We start from the raw sequence: 22,274 nt of genomic DNA, 5'->3' as shown, positions 1-22,274 counted from the left end.
ACGTGTTATTTTGATCATCAATAAATTGAATGAATCTGCATCCTTAATTTATTAATTACGAATTACGAACTAGTAATTATTGAGTTATTGGTCATTTGCCAAGAAAACAAAGACAAATAACCACAGACTAATGACTAGATGTTAGCCTGCGTCAGCAGAGTTGGTGGTAACTGCATCCAGTGTATTTACTACTAATTTTGGTTGTGATAATTTTAACATATCTTGATTCCATTCTGGGGTAGCAAACTGAGGCAAAATTTCTCGACTAAAGGCTTCTGCTGCCTTGGAACGATAGCGATTAGGATTAAAAATCATCCACAGCGTTCGCTTGACGACGACACCTTCAATCGGGGTACATCGTAGTACACCCATTTGCAATTCTTTAACGATGGCTGAGGTGGAGACAAAAGCAGCACCTAAGCCTGACTGCACAGCATTTTTGATGGCTTCTATGGAATTGAGTTCCATTTCAAATTTAAACCGCCTGGTGTCAATATCAGAGCGTGCTAGTACCTGATCTATCACCTTGCGGATAGTTGATTGAGAATCGAGAGCAATGAATTGCAGCTTATATAGGTCTTCTTTTTGAATTTTTTCGAGTTTGGCAAAGGGATGGAATACCGGTAAAATCAGGGCTAATTCATCCTCAGCGTAGGGCATAATTTCCAAAGATTCTGCCAATTCCGAGGGAATTTCACCACCGATAATCGCCAGATCAACTTGTCCATTGGCGACACTCCAAGCGGTTCGCCTGGTAGAGTGGACGTGTAACTGCACAGCCACATCTGGATATTTTTGCCGGAACATCCCGATCATTTGAGGTAACAGATAAGTGCCAGTGGTTTGAGAAGCGCCGACAATTAAAGTACCACCTTGGAGATTTTGTAAATCTTCCACAGCGCGGCAGGTTTCCTGACACAGACTCAGGATTTTTTCACCGTAGCTTAAGAGTAGATGCCCAGCTTCGGTTAATTGTGCGCGACGACCTCCACGGTCAAATAAAGGCACATCCAGCTGTCGTTCTAAATTTTGGACTTGCAAACTCACCGCAGGTTGGGAGACATAAAGACTATCAGCAGCGCGCTTGAAGCTTCCTTCAGCAGCGATCGCTTTCAGGATACGTAACTGGTCTAAAGTGAAAGGAAGGTCAGACATAAGGCTCAACCTACAAATTTTGAAAGGAGCAGCTTTGGCAACAAATCAATCCGCTACGCGGAGTCATTTAGTCCTTAGTCCTTAGTCCTTAGTTAACCACACACACGATAGCTTGAGTGGCGTAGCCAGGGATATGGTTTGAACGAACGAAGTCATGAGTCATGAGTTTTTATACCTACAATAGCTCGCGTGGCGTAGCTATGGGGGGGTATGCACAATGACTCATGACTAGAGATTCATGACTACTTAATCAAGTTTTTCCGATTTCCACGCTCGCTTGATTTGTTGCATTTTCAACTTGGAGGCTTTACTCGAAAAAGACAGTACCACAACATCTTGACCAAAAGAGGCAGGGGAGCAGGGAGCAAGGGGGAAGGATTCAGGATTTTCCCTGCCAACAGGGAACAGAGCAACTAAATTTATTTATGGGGTTCTCCCCTGCCCCTTTTCCTCTTCTTTGACTAAAGTCTCCTGTGGAATACTTTGTGGTATTTGTTGTACTGAGATAAATTTTTGTTAAATTACTTCACCTATCTATACGATGCTAAATTCTTGGCTTACTCCCAGTCATTTTGTCATGTTGGGGTTACAATTAGCTTTCGCGATCGCTCACAGTGGGGGAGCCGCCCTCCGTCCTTGGGCAGAAAAACACATAGGAGCAAGGCTTTATCGCATTTGCTTTGCATTAGTTAGTTTACCGTTAGCTGTAATCTTAATTATTTACTTTTTCAATCATCGCTATGATGGCTTGCAACTTTGGTTCGTGCAGGCCGTGCCGGGAGTCAGGGAAGTAGTTTGGGTATTATCAGCAATTTCCTTTTTATTTTTATATCCTGCCACCTTCAATTTACTAGAAATTGCCGCTATTCAAAAGCCCCAAGTCTACCTGTTCGAGACGGGAATAATTCGTATTACCCGCCATCCTCAGATGGTAGGACAAATAATTTGGTGTTTTGCCCATACCCTCTGGTTAGGAACTAGTTTTACCCTGGTTACTTCCATAGGCTTGATATTGCATCACTTGTTTGGAGTTTGGCATGGCGATCGCCGCCTTCAGTCCCGCTATGGTGAATCCTTTGAAATTGCCAAACAGAGGACATCTATTATTCCTTTTCAAGCAATTATTGATGGTCGTCAATCTATCAAATGGCAGGAATTTCTCCGGCCTGCCTATTTAGGAGTAGGAATTTTTATTGCTTTGCTTTCCTGGGCGCACCCCCTGTTACTTGTAGCGACTAGTAGGATACAATGGTAGTTTGAGATGATCCCCACTATCAAAAGAAAATACAAGTGATTGAAAATTTCTCCTGTTCAACTGCTACCAAATCAATGTAGGATAAATTCAAATAAGCTGTCAGTGGGGGTGCGCTCAGTCAGTTTGAGATTTTATAGTAGTGTGTTGCTAGTCAAATGCTTTTGCTAGAGAGCCGATGGCAAAGCAGTCTCATTTCCTTTGCAGCCGCAATCAGGAGTTGAAAAGCCGAAATAGCTACGGTACAGGTGGCGCTGGTTTTTGATCAGAGTGAAAATCAACACTGGAATAGTTGCATAATCATGGTTTAGCTAAAGCTGATCTGGGGAAATGGCTGGCTTGCCCATTCCTGCTACTGATAGCTAGTTTAATATCAAAACCTTATAAATCTAGAGGCGTCATGGTGTTGTCGGTTAGTGAGCGGACATTTACTCAAGAAGTTTTACAATCTCCAATTCCTGTTTTAGTTAATTTTGAAGCACCCTGGTGTGGCTTGTGTCGCATTATTCACCCTCTGTTGTTGCAATTTAATGCTCAATGTGGGGAGCAAATTAAGTTAGTAGGGGTTAACGCTGATGATAATTTTAAACTGGCTAACACTTACCGACTAAAGTCACTACCAACTTTAATATTGGTGGAGAATGGCATTATTCGGCATCGCCTAGAAGGTTTCCGTGGTAAAGAAGATTTACGTCTGGCTTTAGAAGAAATTAAACTTACTTACAACAACCGTTCTCAAACATACAACAATCTCACAACAGCAGACTTAGAATATCGTTCAGCTTAAGCAAAGTACTTCCTTCCTGCCTTAGTGAGTGCTGAGTAATAATTGGACTCAAAAATCAAGATTCAATCACTAGGTTATCGTCCACAAATATAAAACCATGCTTAATTACCCCACCCAATCAGCTTTGAGTGGGGTATTTTAACCTCAAGGGTGTGTGTCACAATTATTAACAGTTCAGCCTTAGTCAAGAATACTAAAAGTAAGCGTCAGTGATGGAAGTAATCTATGAATATGCCTGGCTAATTCCAGTATTTCCGCTTGTAGGGGCAATGCTGGTTGGTCTAGGGTTAATTTCTTTAAATCAGGTGACAAACCGCCTGCGACAACTTAACGCTGTATTGATCATCTCCCTGATGGGAGCAGCAATGGGTTTCTCGTTGGCCTTGCTGTGGAGTCAAATTCAAGGACACGCTCCTTACCTCTATACCCTCGAATGGGCAGCAGCAGGCAATTTTCACCTGAGTATGGGCTACACTATCGACCACTTAACAGCCGTGATGCTGGTGATTGTGACCACGGTAGCGTTATTAGTCATGGTCTACACCGATGGCTATATGGCTCATGATCCTGGATATGTCAGGTTTTACGCCTATCTCAGTTTATTTGGTTCCTCGATGTTGGGTCTAGTAATTAGCCCTAACTTGGTGCAGATTTACATATTCTGGGAACTAGTTGGGATGTGTTCTTACTTGCTGGTCGGCTTTTGGTACGATCGCAAAGCCGCAGCCGATGCTTGTCAAAAGGCATTTGTCACCAACCGGGTGGGTGACTTTGGTCTGCTCTTGGGCATCCTGGGACTGTTCTGGGCCACAGGAAGCTTTGATTTTGGGGTGATGGGCGATCGCCTAGCTCAACTCGTAGAAACAGGTTCTATCAGCAATTTCCTCGCCATCTTATTGGCGATTTTGGTGTTCTTAGGGCCAGTGGCGAAATCCGCCCAATTCCCTCTCCACGTCTGGCTACCAGATGCAATGGAAGGTCCCACACCCATTTCAGCCCTGATTCACGCCGCCACAATGGTAGCAGCCGGTGTCTTCCTGATTGCCCGGATGTACCCCGTATTTGAACACGTCCCAGTCGCCATGAACGTCATTGCCTTTACCGGGGCATTTACGGCGTTTTTGGGGGCTAGCATTGCCATCACCCAAAATGACATCAAAAAGGGTCTAGCTTATTCCACCATCTCCCAATTAGGCTACATGGTGATGGCGATGGGGTTAGGCTCATACAGTGCGGGATTGTTCCACCTGATGACTCACGCCTACTTTAAGGCCATGTTGTTCTTAGGTTCCGGTTCCGTGATTCACGGTATGGAAGGCGTTGTCGGTCATGATGCCGTTTTAGCGCAGGATATGCGCTTGATGGGAGGACTGCGAAAGTATATGCCCATCACCGGGATTACTTTCTTGATTGGTTGCTTGGCAATTTCTGGTGTGCCACCTTTTGCAGGTTTTTGGTCAAAAGATGAAATTCTCGGTAAGGCTTTTGAAGCCAGCCCCCTGCTGTGGTTGATTGGCTGGTTAACTGCCGGAATTACAGCTTTCTATATGTTTAGAATGTACTTCATGACATTTGAAGGCAAATTCCGGGGTACTGACGAGAAAATCAAGGCTAAACTCAAAAAAGCCGCCGCCCCAATCATTGTGGAATTAGATTCCGCCGCACTAGCACCTAATTTTGGTCCTGGGGCGATGAAAAAAGGAGAATTGGCAGCAAATGCTCATGACTCCCACGAACATCACAGCGATACTCCTCATGAATCGCCGTGGACGATGACTTTGCCTTTGGCGCTGTTGGCTATACCTTCAATGTTGATTGGTTTGGTGGGGACACCTTATGCCAATTACTTCGAGGAGTTTATTTTTCCCCCTAGCGAAACCCTCTCCGAAGTTTTGGAAAAAGCTGCTGAGTTTAACCCGACGGAATTTTACGTCATGGCGGGGGCTTCAGTGGGTATTTCCTTGATTGGCATTACCTTGGCTTCGCTGATGTACCTGCGGGGTAAAATTGACCCAGCTGCGATCGCATCTCAAATCAAACCACTTTACGATCTATCCCTCAACAAGTGGTATTTCGATGACATTTACCATCGTGTCTTTGTTTTAGGCTTACGTCGCCTAGCTAGACAAGTCATGGAAGTTGACTTCCGCGTTGTAGATGGTGCTGTTAACCTTACAGGCTTTTTCACCCTCGTTAGTGGTGAAGGTCTGAAGTACCTAGAAAACGGTCGCGCTCAATTCTATGCCTTGATTATCTTTGGGGCTGTTTTGGGCTTAGTGATTGTCTTCGGTGTAACCTAGTTTTCTCAGGGGTGGGCGGTTGTCCGCCCCGACATTATTTTTTATTTCACGCAGAGGCGCAGAGTCGCAGAGAGTTAAGTTTGCAAAAATGACAAGATTTTTTATTACAAGCCATATACGTTGATTTGCTCTAAAATTGCTATGTCAGGTGTGTTAGGTGTATCAGCTATTTGTGATGTTAAACAAAAGAGTTATTTGTGACAGAAGAAGATATCAGAATCAGGCGGCATTATATACCAGACGAAGTTTGGGAAAGAAGTCATAATACATGGAAACAACTTAAGCCAAGACGCAACTTTAACTATGGTCTTGATCCTTCCAATGAAACATCTGTAGAATATTCACAGAGGATAACATCAATATTTAAAAATATTCCTAGAGACGTACTTATTCAGTGGCAATTTGAGCATATCTATCACTTTGATATGATAAATAACTATGGGTGGATTGATTACCATAAGGTTTATTTTAGCCTTGTAAATTGGTCTGAAAAGGAGTTGTCCAAGGTACAAGTATTTTCAGGTTTTAAGGATTATGTAGATTGCAGAAGTCGTATATCAGATTTTGAGGCTCTCCCATGCACTGAGGAAGATAAAAATTATTGGCTACAGTTTGGAACTTGGCAGCTTCCGATAATTGTCTTAAATACTCAAAATATAATTAACGTACCAAATTATGCAGAATTAAATTGTCCATACCAGATTGTAGAAGGACATACGCGGTTTGGACACTACAATGCGATTAAATTCTTAAGTGAGCAAGGAAAGGCTCAAGTATCAAACAAACACAAAGTTTTTCTGATGTCTGTAGCTGAATAATCGCTGGGCTGTAAAAGTATTAAAAACTGTCCGACACCTTATTATTTATGAGGTATATCATAGCCCCCTCCTCGCTTGCGGGGAGGGGGTTGGGGGTGGGGTTCCATAACCCATTTTAACGTAGAACAGATGGCACACTTGCTCAGTGGGAGGGAATTAGCAGGCAGTTTACCTGTTGGCGGATAATCCTGGCTGGTAGATGTGGTCTAAGTCATCTGGGAGGATGGGGGATTGCCAATTTGATTAAATCAACCTAACAATGAAGGGAAAAGTGCAAAAAAACTGTTACTTAATAACTAGTGACTTTTTGCCAAACATAATTCTGATTGCAGACGAATTGCGATGAATACAGTTAATTTCCCGTGGCTGACGACCATTATTTTGTTACCGATAGCCGCGTCGCTACTGATTCCCATCATCCCAGATAAAGACGGCAAAACAGTGCGCTGGTATTCCCTGATTGTGGGGTTAATAGATTTTGCACTAATTGTTTACGCTTTTTCTAATGCTTACGACTTCTCCAATCCAGATTTGCAGATGGTGGAGAGTTACCCCTGGGTAAACCAACTGGATTTGAATTGGTCAGTAGGGGCTGATGGCTTGTCCATGCCTCTGATTATTTTGACTGGGTTTATTTCCACGCTAGCGATTTTAGCAGCTTGGCCTGTAACGTTCAAGCCAAAACTATTTTATTTCTTGATTCTGGCGATGTATGGCGGTCAAATTGCCGTGTTCGCCGTTCAAGATATGCTGTTATTTTTCTTGGTGTGGGAACTGGAACTGGTACCGATTTACTTTCTGCTGTCGATTTGGGGAGGCAAAAAGCGACAATATGCAGCGACTAAATTTATTTTATACACTGCCGGTGGGTCGCTGTTTATTTTGCTGTCTGCCCTGACAATGGGATTTTACGGCGATACGGTGACGTTCGATATGCGCGCCCTCGCTTTGAAAGATTTCGCCCTCAATTTTCAGTTAGCATTATACGCTGGGTTCCTGATTGCTTATGCAGTCAAGTTGCCGATTATTCCCCTGCATACGTGGCTACCAGATGCCCACGGTGAAGCTACAGCGCCAGTGCATATGTTGCTAGCCGGGATTTTGCTGAAAATGGGCGGTTACGCGTTAATTCGCATGAATGCCCAAATGCTGCCCGATGCCCATGCTTATTTTGCCCCTGTGTTAGTGGTTTTGGGGGTAGTGAATATCATCTACGCCGCCCTGACATCTTTCGCCCAGAGGAACTTGAAGCGAAAAATTGCCTACTCCTCAATTTCTCACATGGGGTTTGTCCTGATTGGTATTGCTTCGTTCACCGATTTAGGATTGAGTGGCGCAGTTTTACAAATGGTTTCCCACGGATTAATTGGGGCGAGTTTGTTCTTCCTTGTCGGTGCGACTTATGACCGGACACACACCCTGATGTTAGATGAAATGGGTGGTGTTGGTAAGAGGATGAAAAAGATTTTCGCTCTGTTCACCACTTGTTCTATGGCTTCTTTAGCATTGCCAGGAATGAGCGGTTTTGTAGCAGAATTAATGATCTTTGTCGGCTTTGCCACCAGCGATGCTTATAGCTCCACTTTTAAAGTTATCGTGGTGTTTTTGATGGCAGTTGGAGTAATTTTAACTCCTATTTATTTGCTGTCGATGTTGCGAGAAATTTTCTATGGTGAAGAAAACGAAGAATTAGTTTCTCACCAAGCTTTGATTGATGCTGAACCTCGCGAAGTGTTTATCGTTGCTTGTTTGTTAGTGCCTATTATTGGGATTGGATTTTATCCCAAGTTACTAACTCAGATGTATGACGCGACAACTGTACAGTTAACAGCAAGGTTGCGTGATTCTGTGCCGACTTTAGCACAGCAAAAAGAAGTGCCTCAGATTTCTTTGAAAGCGCCGGAACTTGTTCGTTAAGTAACGCTAGTTTAAATTAATATTTTTCTGGGAGTGGGTTTTTGAACCCGCTCTTTTTTGTTGATTAGTTCAAACTAAAAAAACGTAATACCCAGATCCCCGACTTCTTAGAGAAGTCGGGGATCTATATCCTCAAGGTTTTATGTTTAATTATGTTGACCTACTTAATTTATTCAGAAAATATTTCTGGTTCAATTGTCAAGGATAAGCAATAGTTCTTTAATGGCACAAGCCCCTGATTTATAGCTGGGGACTGGGTAGTACGGGCGGGGTTACTTTTGACTTTTGATTTTTGACTTCCGCTTTGCGGCGCTAGCTATGCCAAGCTTGATAAAACGCTGGATAAGTCATAGTTTGGGCGCAGTGCCAGATAACTTTGTAAGCCTCATTTGATAAGTGATTTTTTAAAGTGGTGACAACTGCTGCCATATTCTCAGCTTCTGTTAACAATTTTCTTAAACTCTCTGCCGCTAGCCTACGGATATCTTCAGATTGAGAATCACGAATTAACTCCACTAATGCAGTGATCGCAGTGGGATTATTGGGTGCTATATTTCTTAAACTCTCTGCCGCTAGCCTACGGATATATTCAGATTGAGAATCACGAATTAACTCCACTAATGCAGTGATAGCAGTGGGATTATTGGGTGCTATTTTTCCTAAACTCTCTGCCGCTTGCCAACGGGTATCTTCAGATTGAGAATCACGAATTAACTCCACTAATGCAGTGATAGCAGTGGGATTATTGGGTGCTATTTTTCCTAAAATCTCTGCCGCTTGCCAACGGGTATATTTAGATTGAGAATCACGAATTAACTCCTCTAATGCAGTGATAGCAGTGGGATTATTGGGTGCTATTTTTTCTAAAATCAATGCCGCTTGCCTACGGGTATCTTCAGATTGAGAATCATGAATTAACTCCACTAATGCAGTGATAGCAGTGGGATTATTGGGTGCTATTTTTCCTAAAATCAATGCCGCTTGCATACGGATATCTTCAGATTGAGAATCACGAATTAACTCCACTAATGCAGTGATAGCAGTGGGATTATTGGGTGCTATTTTTCCTAAACTCTCTGCCGCTTGCATACGAGTCCATTTATCTTGAGAATCACGAATTAACTCCTCTAATGCAGTGATAGCAGTGGGATTATTGGGTGCTATATTTTCCAAAATCAATGCCGCTTGCCTACGGGTATCTTCAGATTGAGAATCATGAATTAACTCCACTAATACAGTGATCAAAGTGGGATCATTGGGTGCTATTTTTCCTAAAATGAATGCCGCTTGCCAACGGGTATCTTCAGATTGAGAATCACGAATTAACTCCTCTAATGCAGTGATTACAGTGGGATTATTGGGTGCTATTTTTCCTAAACTCTCTGCCGCTTGCATACGAGTCCATTTATCTTGAGAATCACGAATTAACTCCTTTAATGCAGTGACCGCAGTGGGATTATTGGCTGCTATTTTTCCTAAAGTCGATGCCGCTTGCATACGGGTATATTCAGATTGAGAATCACGAATTAACTCCACTAATGCAGTGATCGCAGTGGGATTATTGGCTGCTATTTTTCCTAAAGTCGATGCCGCTTGCATACGGGTATATTCAGATTGAGAATCACGAATTAATTCCACTAATGCAGTGATCACAGTGGGATTATTGGGTGCTATTTTTTCTAAGATCAATGCCACTTGCCAACGGGTATCTTCATCTTGAGAATCACGAATTAACTCCACTAATGCAGTGATCACAGTGGGATTATTGGGTGCTATTTTTTCTAAAATCTGTGCCGCTTGCCAACGGGTATCTTCATCTTGAGAATCACGAATTAACTCCACTAATGCAGTGATCACAGTGGGATTATGCGGCGCTATATTTTCTAAAAAAAATGCCGCTTGCCAACGGGTATCTTCATCTTGAGAATCACGAATTAACTCAACTAATGCAGTGATCGCAGTGGGATTATGCGGCGCTATTTTTCCTAACCTATCTGCCGCTTGCCTACGGATATATTCATCTTGAGAATCACGAATTAACTCTTCTAATGCAGTGATAGCTTTTTTGTGATCTGTTTCTATGAGTACAGCCCTAGCATTCTGTGCTTTAATATTTAAATAACCAAAGCCCCATCTGACGATTTGCTGCACAATTGCATCTGCCAAACCACAATCTTTAAACTCGGCAATTCCGGCCGCGGCTAGAAAATAGGCACGGTATTCATAAAATCCTTTCCAATCAGGAATTTGACTCTGACTTTTACACCCATCCTCAAATTCTACCAATGCCTGAATAAATTCTTTCTTCTGCTCTTCTTTTTTCTGCTCTTTTTTTATATCTTCTCGTCCCAACCACAGCAAAATTACCTCTTTCCACTGTGGTTCAAATATGCGATAGGTTCCTTGTTCTGGGTTCTCAGGAACGTGATTCAGAAAATAGTCCCAATCCTCAACAGCTAAGGCTGCAAAATATTCCTCAAAGGTGGCATGGTAGAAGGCATAAACTTTTTCTTGGCTGGGAGATTCAGCCGCAATTCCTACATGATTTAGCCAGCCGAGTTGTAATGCTTGGTAAAATAGTGAAGTTTCATCATCTGGATATCCCAGTTCCTCACTGATAAAACTTTCCCGCAACCGGAACCGCGAACTACCTTCATTGATATCCCGCAGGGCTAAACTTCCTAAAGCTTGGTTTAACTCTCGTTTTTCTTTTTTCTGGGTGGGGAAACGGTTTTGTTTCCAAGTGTAGAACTGCTGCACACACTGAGAATACAGTCCCGCCTTGGTCTCTGGTAAATTCCCCTCTTCACTTTGCCACATACTACATAACAGCGTTAACCGCAGGGGAGTTTGCACCAAATCCCGCAAGCGCACCCGTTCAGTTGAGTTTAATTCTGTCTTTAACCGTTCTCCTTTTTCAATATCTTCCACAAACCAGTTATCAATAAACTGATGCACCTGTTGGGGATAGTCAAAGTCCAGTAGGCGATAGGTTTCAAAGGTTTCTAGGGCATTACGATCTGCTTGCCAAACATTTAGCCGACAAGTTAACACTACCCGCGATGAACGCCCTACCCATCCAGTTAACTGACGAGAAATTTCTTCTAATGGCTGTTGAGACGCTGAACCTGCTGATATTTCATCCACCCCATCCAACAGCAGCCACACTCGCCCTTGCTGAATTTGGTTTGTCAAGTCATCCCGGACTTCTTGAGTTAGTTGTGTGGGCAGAATTGCTTGCTGAAGCCAATTTTGATCTATATAGGTTTGAATATCTGTAAAATTGCCATTTCGCGCCAAGTCTGCTAGAGAAATCCAGATTGGTAAGCCTAAATATTTGTCTAATACCCAAAAAGCAACGGTTTGCAGTAGAGTTGTTTTCCCTGCACCCGGTTCTCCAATTACTGCTATCTGCTTACCTTTGGTTTTACCTTCGCCCTGTTCTAGAATTTGACTGAAAAAAGCTTCATGTTCAAATCGCTGCTGGGTTTCATACTCCGGTTCATAAAGACGTGTTCCCGCATCTGGCAAAAAGTCCTCTTTGTTGCGTTTCTCTGGTTTCTTTCTCTCCACCAGTGCTAGGGGAACATAAATCTGCTTTCTTTCTTTTTTGGCGGATTCATCTTGCATCAGAAGGTTGCTGGTTATCCGGCGCTGCGGTTCCAGCATTTTGTTACATACTTCGCGCCAGTTGATGAGAGTCGTTGTAGTTTCAGGTGGCGGAGTCGTAGGTATTTCATCGATTAAGTCTGTTAGTTCTAAATTTAAGGCTTTGGCGATCGCAATGGCACTTTTCTTGCTAACAGTTGTACCACTGAAAAACCGTTCAACAGTTTTTTCACTTACACCCGCTTCCGTCGCAATATCCAAGTCAGTCCAAAGGTTGCCATCATAATCACGTTTCGCTGCTTTAGCCTCTTGTAGTTTCTCTTTTCCTTTTGCATTGACTCCAACACTATTGCGGTTCCGTGTTTCTCCCATAGTTAATGTATTGGCGCGGTTGAGGATATTTCTACTTTAGGAGATTGATTGATTTTAGCAGGGTCAGAAAAGGTCATTTAATCTCTGTCCCTGTCCTGTCCTTAAATGTCCAGCGTAGCACTGATCACTCAATGTACCTTTGTCTCATAACCACTTGAAACGGAGTGATGACAATGACAATGGTGAATCAGAACCCACAACCAACCGCGCCAGCGAGAGAAGAAATTAATCTGAAGCCTCAGCAAGCTATCTCAGTACTTGGCTCTAATATCCCATACCAAGTTGATATTACACCTGTATTGCTGCAAAATCCTGATAGTCCCTTTGCGATCGCCTTAAGTGTCGCCATTGTTCTGAGTGCGATCGCACGATTGATAAAAACTATAAAATCTAGCTAGAAAAGTAGGTTGGGTTGTTCGCGTCAGCGTTGCGGAGCAAGGAACGACACCCAACATTACTCTACATTTGGTTTGCTGCGTTGGGTTGATCTGTGCTTAACCCAACCTACAATTAAGTCTAATTTTGGGTTTGCAAACAGTTTTAATATAAAGATGCATAAATAGAATTTAACTAGAAATCCAGTTCCCCTCCTCGCTTGCGGGGAGGGGTTAGGGGTGGGTTCGAAATAATATGCAGCCTCACAAATAATTGGTATAACAACTGACAGTTAACTATAAAATTCCTACCCGCTCCCTGTTCCTTGTTGATTACATTTTGCCGTGCTGCATTACTTGTTGCAGATGATGGCGAATTTCTTGGGCTTGTTCTATTTCAGATTTCTGCAATTTTTGAAATAACTCTACACAGGGCTGAGATTTCATTTCCTGTGCATCTTTGATGTAAGAATCGTAAGCCTTTACTGCTTCAGCTTTATTGTGCAGAACGGTGATAAAGTCATACTCTAAGTTGCTAATTGCTTGTTGAGATTGTCCGTTACCTGTAGTCATAAAATTATTCTCCTTGAGGTGACTAATTAATTTCTACTCATCCTCAAAGAGTTATTCATCTCCCCAAAAGCGTAGGAAAAGATACGCCTCAGAGAATTTTAGCATCAATGGTCATCTTGCCTTTCTATACTTTCTTGATGGGTAATGGGGCAGAACTTGGTGTTAGCACTCATGCAATCCATGTGTGGTGTTTTGGCACATACCAGCAGTAAACCACCCAAAACAAACAGCAAACCACAAATTGCGGCTGTCTTCACCCCAGAAATCTCTAATGCTCCGTGAACTACGACTTCCCGCAATAGAGATACAATTGTGACCTCAACTGCTACTCCCACAGAAATACTATGTTCTTGCAAATAGACCATTAGTAGCCGAAATAACTCGACCAATATCAACACAAATAGTATTTTTGCCGTTACCTGTTGATACTCTAATGACTGCATGATGGCGATAAATATGCCCCACAACTGGATCAGCATGACGGCGAACAAACCAAAACATAAGACAATCACAATTAAGTCTTGGAAGGCTTCCATGTTGCGAACTATTGTGTGTCTATCCAGCCAGCGATCGCAAAATAAAAATCGACTCTTGGCGCGCTTGTACATTTATTTTTCTATTCCCATCTGGTCAAGTTCAGACCACACCAGTTAGTCCACCCATTAATCTCATATTATGTAAAATTAAGAGATTACGCCTCAGCGAGGTTGGTAATTTAAATTTTGTACTTGTTGCAACAATTGTTCGGCATTCCTAGCCCATTGGGGATTACCTTGAGCATTGTATAAATCTTTGGCATATTGCAAAACTTGCGTTGCTTGTGCATATTGCTTTTGCTGCATAAAAACTAACCCAGCGCCATAATAAGCATTGGGATAATTAGCATTAGCTGCGGCTGATTTTCTAAAAGCTTCTAATGCTTCTTGATTTTTGCCTTCATTAAACCAAATTGTACCGAGATTGTAATGAGCTTCAGGATATTTGGGATTAATTTTAATAGCTTGGCGAAAGGCATCTCTAGCTGGATTGATTTTACCTTGCTGGAGATAACACATTCCTAGATGATAGGGTGCTTCTGGGGAATTTTTACTATACTCTATCGCTTTTTTAAAAGATGCGATCGCTCTATCCCAATCTTGTTGCTGCTGTCGTAGCAATCCCAAGTTATAGTGGGCAAAACCTAGCTTGGGGTCTAGTTCTAAGGCTCGTTCTAAATAATCACCCGCTTGCTGTAAATTACTTCCTTCTAATAACGCCCCACCTAAATTAGCAAAGGCTGGGGCAAATTTGGGGTCAGCTTGTGTTGCTTGATAAAAGGCATCAGCCGCCGGTTTTAATTGTCCTGTTTGTCGCAGTGCTAACCCTAAATTATAATGCGCTGCTGCTAAATTGGGATCTAGTTGAGTTGCTTGTTGAAAAGCTGCGATCGCATCTTGGACTCTTCCCGCCTGAATTGCCTGTAAACCTTGATTTAACAAAATTGTGGATGTTGGCAAACTATATTGTGCTAATAAGGGTGTGGGGTAACTAGGTGATGGGAAAAGCATACTTTCACCAAGTATGACTAAACTCACTATCCCGACAATAGGATATTGATAAAATGATAATTCCATTGGTTCTTTAACTCCCACCAGTTTTATTTACCTTGACTTGAACTCAAAAAGGCTTTTTCCTACTTCCCATTGTCTCTTATCCCCATAGGAGTCCCCGGATTACCCACTCCCTACCTACGAAAGTAAGTATGGCTACGCCACGCAAGCTATTAAAAATTAAAGCGGATGACTATATATTTACGAATTATTACGCAATACAATTAAAACAGTGTATGATATTCAGACTGATTTAAGATTTAGTAGTTCCTGTGCGCTTATCCTCAGCATTTATTCCTGGTTTCAGAAATAACTGCATTTTCAGGTAGTAGTGGCAAAACTGACTGAACTTTTTCTTGGTAGTCACGTCAAGCATAAGTAATTCGCAATTGATCTATTTTTCATGCCCTGTAATTAAAAGTGCAGAGCTATTTTTCATAGTCATTTGATCAGTTGTGGAGATGTTTTAGAAATGATAACTCTGCCATCTTCCTCTGGAATTATGACATTTTTTTACTTCCATACTTGGAGTTTCCATCGATAAAACAACAATATGCTTCATAAAATTCGCCGTTTTTGGAGTCAATTTTTTAATAAATCGAGAAAAGTCAATAATGAACCACTGAATAAAGTCAGTCTAGTTGTCATTATTGTGATTGACATTTTTATATTGCTGAATGTTTTTACGGGATTAGACGATATCAGCAGATGGTATATGAGTCCATCACAGGCTGCTCCATGTTATTTCGAGTGGCAAAATTATCAAAATCAAACTAGTCCAGGTAAAGACTATGAATTTCTGAGAATTTCCTTGTTGGAGCGTAACAATCAACTCAGTCAAGAGCAAATTTACCAACAAGCGGAAGCAATACATTTGGGTAAGGTTTCTCAAACTTGCTTGCAGTATGCTAAATCTCAAGACCAGATTAACATCCCCGCCAACCAGCAAATCATCAAAACTATTGAGCAGAAGCAAAATCAGATTAGTCAGTTTGAACAAAGCAATCGCAATATTCGGACTCAATATGACTCTAGCCTTTTAGAAAAAATTGCCGGTCAGTCTCGTCAACAATCAATTAATCTCGTCGGTGCGGAAAAGGCTAAACAAGAGTTAGACCAAAATAACCAGAAAATTTCCACACTGAAACAGGAAATTTCTAATTTCAAAAATCAACTGCTGGCTAAACCAGAAAGTATTAATTTTTTAGGTTTACTTAAAAATGAAAATAACTTTAAGCAAGTTGAAGCAAATTATCAGCAAGCTGCATTTCGCTATCCAATTATCCAACTGGGTTTTCAGTCGTTATTTCTTGTTCCACTGATTCTTGTGGCTTTGTCAGTTAACAACTTTGCTCAACGCAGAGAATATGGACTGATTGCGCTGATTAGTTGGCATTTACTGGTAATCTTTTTTCTGCCGCTAATTATAAAAATCTTTGAATCTCTGCAAGTCGGTGTATTCTTGACATTGATATTTGATATCTTTGGCACCCTTTTCGGTGGTTTGCTGTTCCTGATCAGTTATGTTTATATCTTGCTGATTCCACTTGTGGGTTTTGGAATTATCCAGCTTTTTCAAAGAATTATTTTGAATACTAAAGCACAGGCAGTTAGGAGAGTTCAAGACTCACGCTGTATTAACTGTGCTAAAAAAATTCGGCAGCATGATACATACTGTCCCCATTGTGGTTATTATCAATACGTTGAATGCCCACACTGCCATGATCTTACTTACAAGTATCTCTCCCACTGTCATCATTGTGGCACTGGCCAAGATTCTAGCCACAATCACGTCTAACTGGGTATGGCGATCGCAGATCCAATTTTAGGCAAGCGATCGCCATGATCAATTCGGGAGGAATAAATGAAAGTATGTTACATAATGTTAGATAATGTTAAATTAATCCAATTACATCGTAGTAAAAGCTAAATTTCTGACTATGAACCTGGAATTATTTACGTTGTCTTACTTAATCAAGGACAAAATTATCTGTTTTGGGATGGCATAAACACAAATTCGGCTTATTGTCAAGCAGTTTATTGGTAACTAGGAAATTGCCCCTAGTGATCATCTGGTGAAGAATTGGGCAATTAGGGTGCGGTGGAGGCTTTTTGCTTTACCAGGACAAGCGATCGGCTGGCTCAGATATGGCAATTCCTCACCCCAATAAATGCAAGATGCCACTGCTACTTGTCTGATTTACGACTCGGATTCTAAATTGCCAAAAGTTATGTGTCTTATACTATACTTTTGCTTTTGTTGAAATATTATTTATTGTAGGATCACTGATTATATTATTCCCAGCGTAAATAAAATTTACCTGCAAGTGTTAGCGCAACAGTTGCAAAGGGAAAACTTAATATACAGCGACATCTGGTTTTTGCAGCCAGTTTTGAGCGCTATATCTATGTATGAGATAGTTTTCGCAGGAGGTACAGGAAAATTTGGCATCCCAGGATAAACTCTCTCACATGAAAATTGACTCGAAAAATGTCACTGCACTAGAACAATTGGCGATCGGCACCAGCCATTGAGGCCAATGACTGTGAGTAAATATTTTGACCGTCAGCTCTCCTATAGCCAAATAACCTTATTGCTCAAAATGCTCTGCTCTCAACTGAGGATGAAACATTCCCACCTGATTCGATTATTCTTTATCCGACTGCCGTTGCTGCAGGAAAGCAGTGCATGAAATCTCAAGTAAACAGTAAGCCGAAAATTTTAGTTGTTGACGACGAACCGGATAACCTTGACTTGCTTTACCGCACCTTTTGTCGCGATTATCAGGTGTTGAGAGCAATATCTGGCCCGGCGGCACTGGATTTGCTAGCGCAAGAAGGCAATATTTCCGTGATCATCTCAGATCAGCGAATGCCGATCATGAGCGGTACGGAATTTTTAAGCCTGACAGCAACTCAATATCCAGATATTATTCGGATTATTTTAACTGGTTATACAGATGTCGAAGACTTAGTTGAAGCCATCAATGCTGGTAAGGTGTTCAAATATGTCACTAAACCCTGGGAATCAGAGGAACTCAAAGCTTTAGTTCGTCAAGCCTTAGATACCCATAACGTCCTTAAAGCCCGCACCCGTGAACTAACGCGGACTCTGCGCCAGGAATCACTGCTGAACGGAATTACAAATACGATCCGCAGCGCTCTAGACTATCGGCAAATTTTACAAGCAATTGTCGATACAATGGGTCGGATGTTGGAGGTTGATGTTTGCCTGTTACGTCCCTTTCAAGATGGGCGATTGATCGATGAAGGATTCATTTACCAGAAAGTTGCTTCTTCATCGCCCGCCGCTGTTTTGGCGGAAACTATTTGGGAAGTTCGCGAAGTTCAGGTGATTTACGATGTCCCTGGTGATCAGCGCATTCAGGGAGAAACACCCGAATTTTCTCAACGAGCCGCAGCTTTTGCGACAGCCAACATTTCCTCTAGTTTGATTGTACCTTTGATTTGGCAGCAGGAATTGATGGCAGTGCTGGCGCTACACCAGTGTGAACAATCCCGCAACTGGGACAAGGATGAGGTAAACCTGGTATTAATGGTGGTAGATCAGGCAGCCTTAGCTTTGTCTCAAGCCTATGCTTACGAACAGGTACGCGCCCTGGCTAAGAGAGAAGCCTTAATTAATACAATTACGACGGCAATTCGTTCTAGCTTAGACCCGCAAGATATTTTTGCGGCTATTACTCAACAATTGGGACAAGCCTTACAAGTCGATGGCTCGATGTTGTCTTTATGGGCTGAGGAAGATGAGTTTGTTCATTGTGTGGGCTTGTATGACAGTAGTCACAATTCGGAAAATTCCCCACATAGCCCCAAAAGAGTTTTAGATAGTCCTGTGCTTTTGAAGACGGAATCACCAGCAGCACAGATTCCCAAGACTCCGATCCTGCAAGCAATTTTACGGACTCAGGAGCCAGTGATAATTCACGATGTCAGCGATTGTGATCTAGAAATTAAGGGTGTCGATTTGCCTTTGAAAATTCCAGCGCGATCGCTAATGGTAGTTCCCCTACTGGCTGATGGCAAATGTATCGGTAGTATTACCCTACAAGAAGGTCAGAAAGTACGCAAATGGTTAGCGTCGGATGTCGAACTAGCTAAAGCAGTAGCAGCCCAAGCGGCGATCGCCGTGCAGCAATCACGCTTATACCAAAAAACTCGTGAGCAAGCCGAGCGCTTGTTACAACTAGACAAACAGAAAACCGAATTTTTTCAAAATATTTCCCATGAATTCCGCACTCCCATCACCTTAATTCAAGGGCCTTTAGAGTCTGCGGTAGCTGTCGGAGAAGGGTTATCTCATAAACAAAGTGCGATCGCCCTGCGTAACTCCCGCCGCCTATTAAGACTCGTCAACCAACTACTAGACCTGCAACGCCTAGATGCTGGCAGAATGCAGCCCAGTTTCCGCCCCTGTAATTTAGTGGAATTTGTCAGCCAAATTGTGGAATCATTCCGTCCCTACGGTGAAAAGAAGGGACTACATCTAGAGATAGAAATGAGTGAATGTCCTCCAGTCTACTTGGACATGGAAAAATTTGACAAAGTGGTTTACAATCTCCTGTCAAATGCCATGAAATTCACTCCGGAAGGTGGCACAATTCGGGTCAAATTGCAATCGGAAAAGAACCATTGCAAATTGCAAGTACAAGACACCGGAATTGGCATTGCTCCCGCAGAACTTCCCCAACTATTTGAGCGCTTTCGCCAAGCCGAAGGCTCAGAAAATCGCTCCTATGAAGGCAGTGGTTTGGGTTTGGCTTTAGTCAAAGAGTTAGTGGAAATGCACGGCGGCAAAGTCACTGTAGACTCAATTTATAGAAAAGGTACAACCTTTACCCTCTGGCTAGTTACTGGTCATTCTCACTTACCCAGAGAGCAAGTAGTAGAAACTCCTCTGGAATTAAATACGACTCGCGCCAAAGTAGAATTAGCTGATTTAGAACTTGTAGAATCAACCACAGAAAATATTGAAAATATTACAGCAAACCTATTATTAGATCAAAGCAGACAGCAATCAGAACTTCCTTCTCTAGACGGAATAAATCAAGTCTCTACTCAGCACTCTATTTTGGTTGTGGACGACAATTCGGATTTGCGAGCCTATGTATCGGATATACTGCGCCGCAACGGTTATCAAGTCCAAACAGCTCGCAACGGTTATGAAGGCTTCAGTCAAACTCAAGAAACTGCACCCAGCTTGATAGTTACTGACCTGATGATGCCTATGGTCACAGGATTAGAAATGATTCGGATGATCCGCAATGAGGAGAATTTAAAAGGCACACCAATCATTTTACTCACAGCCAAAGTTGATGAAGAAACCCGCATCGAAAGTACAGAAAATGGCGCGGATGCTTATTTAGCAAAACCATTTAATGACCGGGAACTTCTCGCAGAAGTCAGGAATCTGCTTGCATTGAAAGCAAATGAACGGCGAGTTTTAGAGCTAAATACTTATCTCACAGAATCAGTGCTAAAACGGTTTTTGCCGGCTGTATTAGTCAAAAAAGCCGCAGCCGGAACTTTAACCCTCGATTTGCGGCCAGAACCGCGCTTGATTACAGTTTTATTTAGTGACATCGTGGGTTTTACCCAGCTAGCAAATACCCTCAGATCCCGAAGAGTCGCAGAGTTGCTGAATGAATATTTAGAAAGCATGACCAAAGTTGTGTTTAATAATGGCGGCACCGTCGATAAATTTATGGGAGATGCTATTTTAGCTTTATACGGAGCGCCGGAAGAACTCACCCCCAACGAACAAGTCCGTCGTGCTATCAGCACAGCCAGAGCCATGCAAAGCTCACTAGCTGAGTTAAACCAGCGCTGGCAAGACCAAGGTATATTTGACAATCACGGCTATGCAGGCGTACAGTTTCGCTGTGGTATCCACCAGGGAACGGCAGTTGTGGGGATGTTTGGTAGCGCTGAACGTGCCGATTATACAGCTATTGGTCCGAGTGTAAATATTGCGGCTAGGTTGCAGGCGGCGGCTGTACCCGGTACTATTCTGGTTTCTGCTGCTGTGGCTGATTATTTACAAGACGAAGAAATTACTAAAGGTAGTCCGTTAAAACTGAAAGGGATCGATGAAACAGTTCTAACTTTTGCTGTTAAACCAGAAATCATGGCGAATCGCTAAGATAGAAACTGGATTTTGCAGCATGAGCAATGAGCAAAAGCGCCGAATCATCTTTGGGTTCCAATTATGACATCATCGGTTACGGACAAAACACCAAGAACAGCTAATGAACGGAGACGGCACACAGATCCAGCAAGTTTATGGATGACGATCGCCATCAGTTCAATTTCCTTGCATTTGCTGGTTTTCTGGTTTATGCGATCGTCTAATGTCTTTCAACCGTGGTTTCCGGAGCAAGGACAAACAGTTATTCCCATTGAATTTATCGAAATTTATCCCCCAGAAAATTCAGCAGATGAATCTAAGTTAGAAGCTGAAACAGTCTCACCAAAATCATCGACCTCTCCTCAACAGTCTGTATCAGCGCCAGCGCCAGAAACTGCTGCACCAATTACACCTAGTAATCAGGATACTGAGGCGATAAATTCTGATTCTAGTCTTCTTCGTGAGCGTGAAAGTCAAATAGAGGCTTCTCAACCTAATCCCCAACTCGTTCCGGAGAAAACAGTTTCAATACCAACGCCAACACCAACGCCGACACCAACGCCGACACCGACACCAACACCGACACCAACGCCGACACCAACACCAACACCAACGCCGACACCCACACCAACGCCGACACTAGGTGATCTCCCTTGGAACCGTCGTCAGGAAGTTTTACTAGGACAAGGACAGCTATTACCCAGAGATATTCCATCTACTTCCTCAGAACTACCAAAAGTTTCGGGAACTGAACCAGGCGAAACACTCAACGGGCTGGATCAGGAACCATTACCTCTACCCACTGAAGAAACTCCACCCACTCCCAATGAGGAACCCTTACCTCAATCCACTGGGGAAACTCCACCCACTCCCGACGAGGAACCATTACCTCTACCCACTGGAGAAACTCCACCCACTCCCAATGAAGAACCATTACCTCAATCCACTGGGGAAACTCCACCCACTCCCACCAAGCAAGGAGCGACAGTTACATTTAGTCAAGTAAATAAACCTGAAATAGAACAATTAATCCAACAGGGTAGAATCAGACCAGATGGTCTACCCGATGTTCTAGCCATACACCAGGGAAGTAACAGCAAGAATGTAGACTCAAGTTATATTCCTGGCGCTTTTGTCCTTGAACCTGCACAGTTACTGGTGAGCTTAGTAATAGATGACAATGGCAACTTTCAACAAGCTCAAGTTTTAGAAGTAGAACCAGCGAGACTACAAAGTCAAAAAAGCTTGTATGAGCAAGTTATTAACGATCTTTTTATCAATGATCGGTTTTTGCCGGCACAGAATAACGATGGCACAAAACCAGAGTTGAGTAATTTGTTTATCCGCATGAATATTCAGCCGATAAGCAGCAACTAATAA

Annotated in this window: 14 protein-coding genes; 9 read left to right on the top strand and 5 right to left on the bottom strand. The window is 42.5% G+C overall.

From position 1 onward, the window contains the following. Positions 1-141: 141 nt before the first annotated feature. On the bottom strand, positions 142-1,155 hold the full coding sequence (locus AACX33_RS09360; protein WP_193997468.1) for a LysR family transcriptional regulator: 1,014 nt from the start codon (positions 1,153-1,155) through the stop codon (positions 142-144). A gap of 541 nt (positions 1,156-1,696) precedes the next feature. On the opposite strand from AACX33_RS09360, the gene AACX33_RS09355 reads away from it, so the two are divergent. From AACX33_RS09355 to AACX33_RS09335, 5 genes are all read left to right on the top strand, one after another. Next, a complete protein-coding gene (locus tag AACX33_RS09355) occupies positions 1,697-2,410 on the top strand; it encodes an NnrU family protein (RefSeq protein WP_193997469.1) in 714 nt (237 codons plus the stop codon). A gap of 397 nt (positions 2,411-2,807) precedes the next feature. Then, positions 2,808-3,194: a thioredoxin family protein gene (locus AACX33_RS09350; protein ID WP_193997470.1), complete on the top strand. Its 387-nt coding sequence runs from the start codon at positions 2,808-2,810 to the stop codon at positions 3,192-3,194. A 212-nt stretch (positions 3,195-3,406) separates the two neighbouring features. Further along, the gene (locus AACX33_RS09345; RefSeq protein WP_193997471.1) at positions 3,407-5,494 is read left to right on the top strand and encodes an NAD(P)H-quinone oxidoreductase subunit 5; all 2,088 of its coding nucleotides are present in this window, start codon (positions 3,407-3,409) and stop codon (positions 5,492-5,494) included. A 197-nt stretch (positions 5,495-5,691) separates the two neighbouring features. Continuing rightward, on the top strand, positions 5,692-6,312 hold the full coding sequence (locus AACX33_RS09340; protein WP_193997472.1) for a hypothetical protein: 621 nt from the start codon (positions 5,692-5,694) through the stop codon (positions 6,310-6,312). 342 nt (positions 6,313-6,654) lie between these two features. Continuing rightward, entirely contained in the window at positions 6,655-8,229 is a 1,575-nt protein-coding gene (locus AACX33_RS09335; RefSeq protein ID WP_193997473.1) for an NAD(P)H-quinone oxidoreductase subunit 4, read from the top strand. Positions 8,230-8,541: 312 nt separating this feature from the next. Here AACX33_RS09335 and AACX33_RS09330 read toward each other — a convergent pair whose 3' ends face one another. Next, the gene (locus AACX33_RS09330) at positions 8,542-12,210 is read right to left on the bottom strand and encodes a HEAT repeat domain-containing protein (protein ID WP_227788996.1); all 3,669 of its coding nucleotides are present in this window, start codon (positions 12,208-12,210) and stop codon (positions 8,542-8,544) included. A 179-nt stretch (positions 12,211-12,389) separates the two neighbouring features. Between AACX33_RS09330 and AACX33_RS09325 the strand changes: the two genes are divergently transcribed. Next, on the top strand, positions 12,390-12,608 hold the full coding sequence (locus AACX33_RS09325; RefSeq protein ID WP_193997475.1) for a hypothetical protein: 219 nt from the start codon (positions 12,390-12,392) through the stop codon (positions 12,606-12,608). Between the two features lie 309 nt (positions 12,609-12,917). On the opposite strand, the gene AACX33_RS09320 is transcribed toward AACX33_RS09325, so the two are convergent. The 3 genes from AACX33_RS09320 to AACX33_RS09310 form a co-directional block, all read right to left on the bottom strand. Further along, complete coding sequence (locus tag AACX33_RS09320) at positions 12,918-13,157, bottom strand: hypothetical protein (protein ID WP_193997476.1); 240 nt, start codon at positions 13,155-13,157, stop codon at positions 12,918-12,920. Positions 13,158-13,261: 104 nt separating this feature from the next. Continuing rightward, positions 13,262-13,765 carry a phosphate-starvation-inducible PsiE family protein gene (locus AACX33_RS09315; protein ID WP_193997477.1) on the bottom strand — a complete coding sequence of 168 codons (504 nt, stop codon included), beginning with the start codon at positions 13,763-13,765 and terminating at the stop codon, positions 13,262-13,264. A 90-nt stretch (positions 13,766-13,855) separates the two neighbouring features. After that, positions 13,856-14,770: a tetratricopeptide repeat protein gene (locus tag AACX33_RS09310; RefSeq protein WP_193997478.1), complete on the bottom strand. Its 915-nt coding sequence runs from the start codon at positions 14,768-14,770 to the stop codon at positions 13,856-13,858. A 529-nt stretch (positions 14,771-15,299) separates the two neighbouring features. On the opposite strand from AACX33_RS09310, the gene AACX33_RS09305 reads away from it, so the two are divergent. From AACX33_RS09305 to AACX33_RS09295, 3 genes are all read left to right on the top strand, one after another. Then, positions 15,300-16,544 (top strand): hypothetical protein, encoded by a 1,245-nt coding sequence (locus AACX33_RS09305; protein WP_193997479.1) that lies wholly within the window; start codon positions 15,300-15,302, stop codon positions 16,542-16,544. A gap of 891 nt (positions 16,545-17,435) precedes the next feature. Continuing rightward, positions 17,436-20,909 (top strand): response regulator, encoded by a 3,474-nt coding sequence (locus AACX33_RS09300; protein WP_193997480.1) that lies wholly within the window; start codon positions 17,436-17,438, stop codon positions 20,907-20,909. A gap of 66 nt (positions 20,910-20,975) precedes the next feature. Further along, positions 20,976-22,271, top strand: coding sequence for a hypothetical protein (locus AACX33_RS09295; RefSeq protein ID WP_227788994.1), 1,296 nt, complete (start codon positions 20,976-20,978; stop codon positions 22,269-22,271). Positions 22,272-22,274 lie beyond the last annotated feature (3 nt).

The sequence above is a fragment of the Nodularia sp. LEGE 04288 genome (genome assembly GCF_963896525.1).
Lineage (GTDB): Bacteria > Cyanobacteriota > Cyanobacteriia > Cyanobacteriales > Nostocaceae > Nodularia.
Note: the sequence above shows the minus strand (reverse complement) of the source record. Positions and strands in the feature narration are given on the sequence as shown.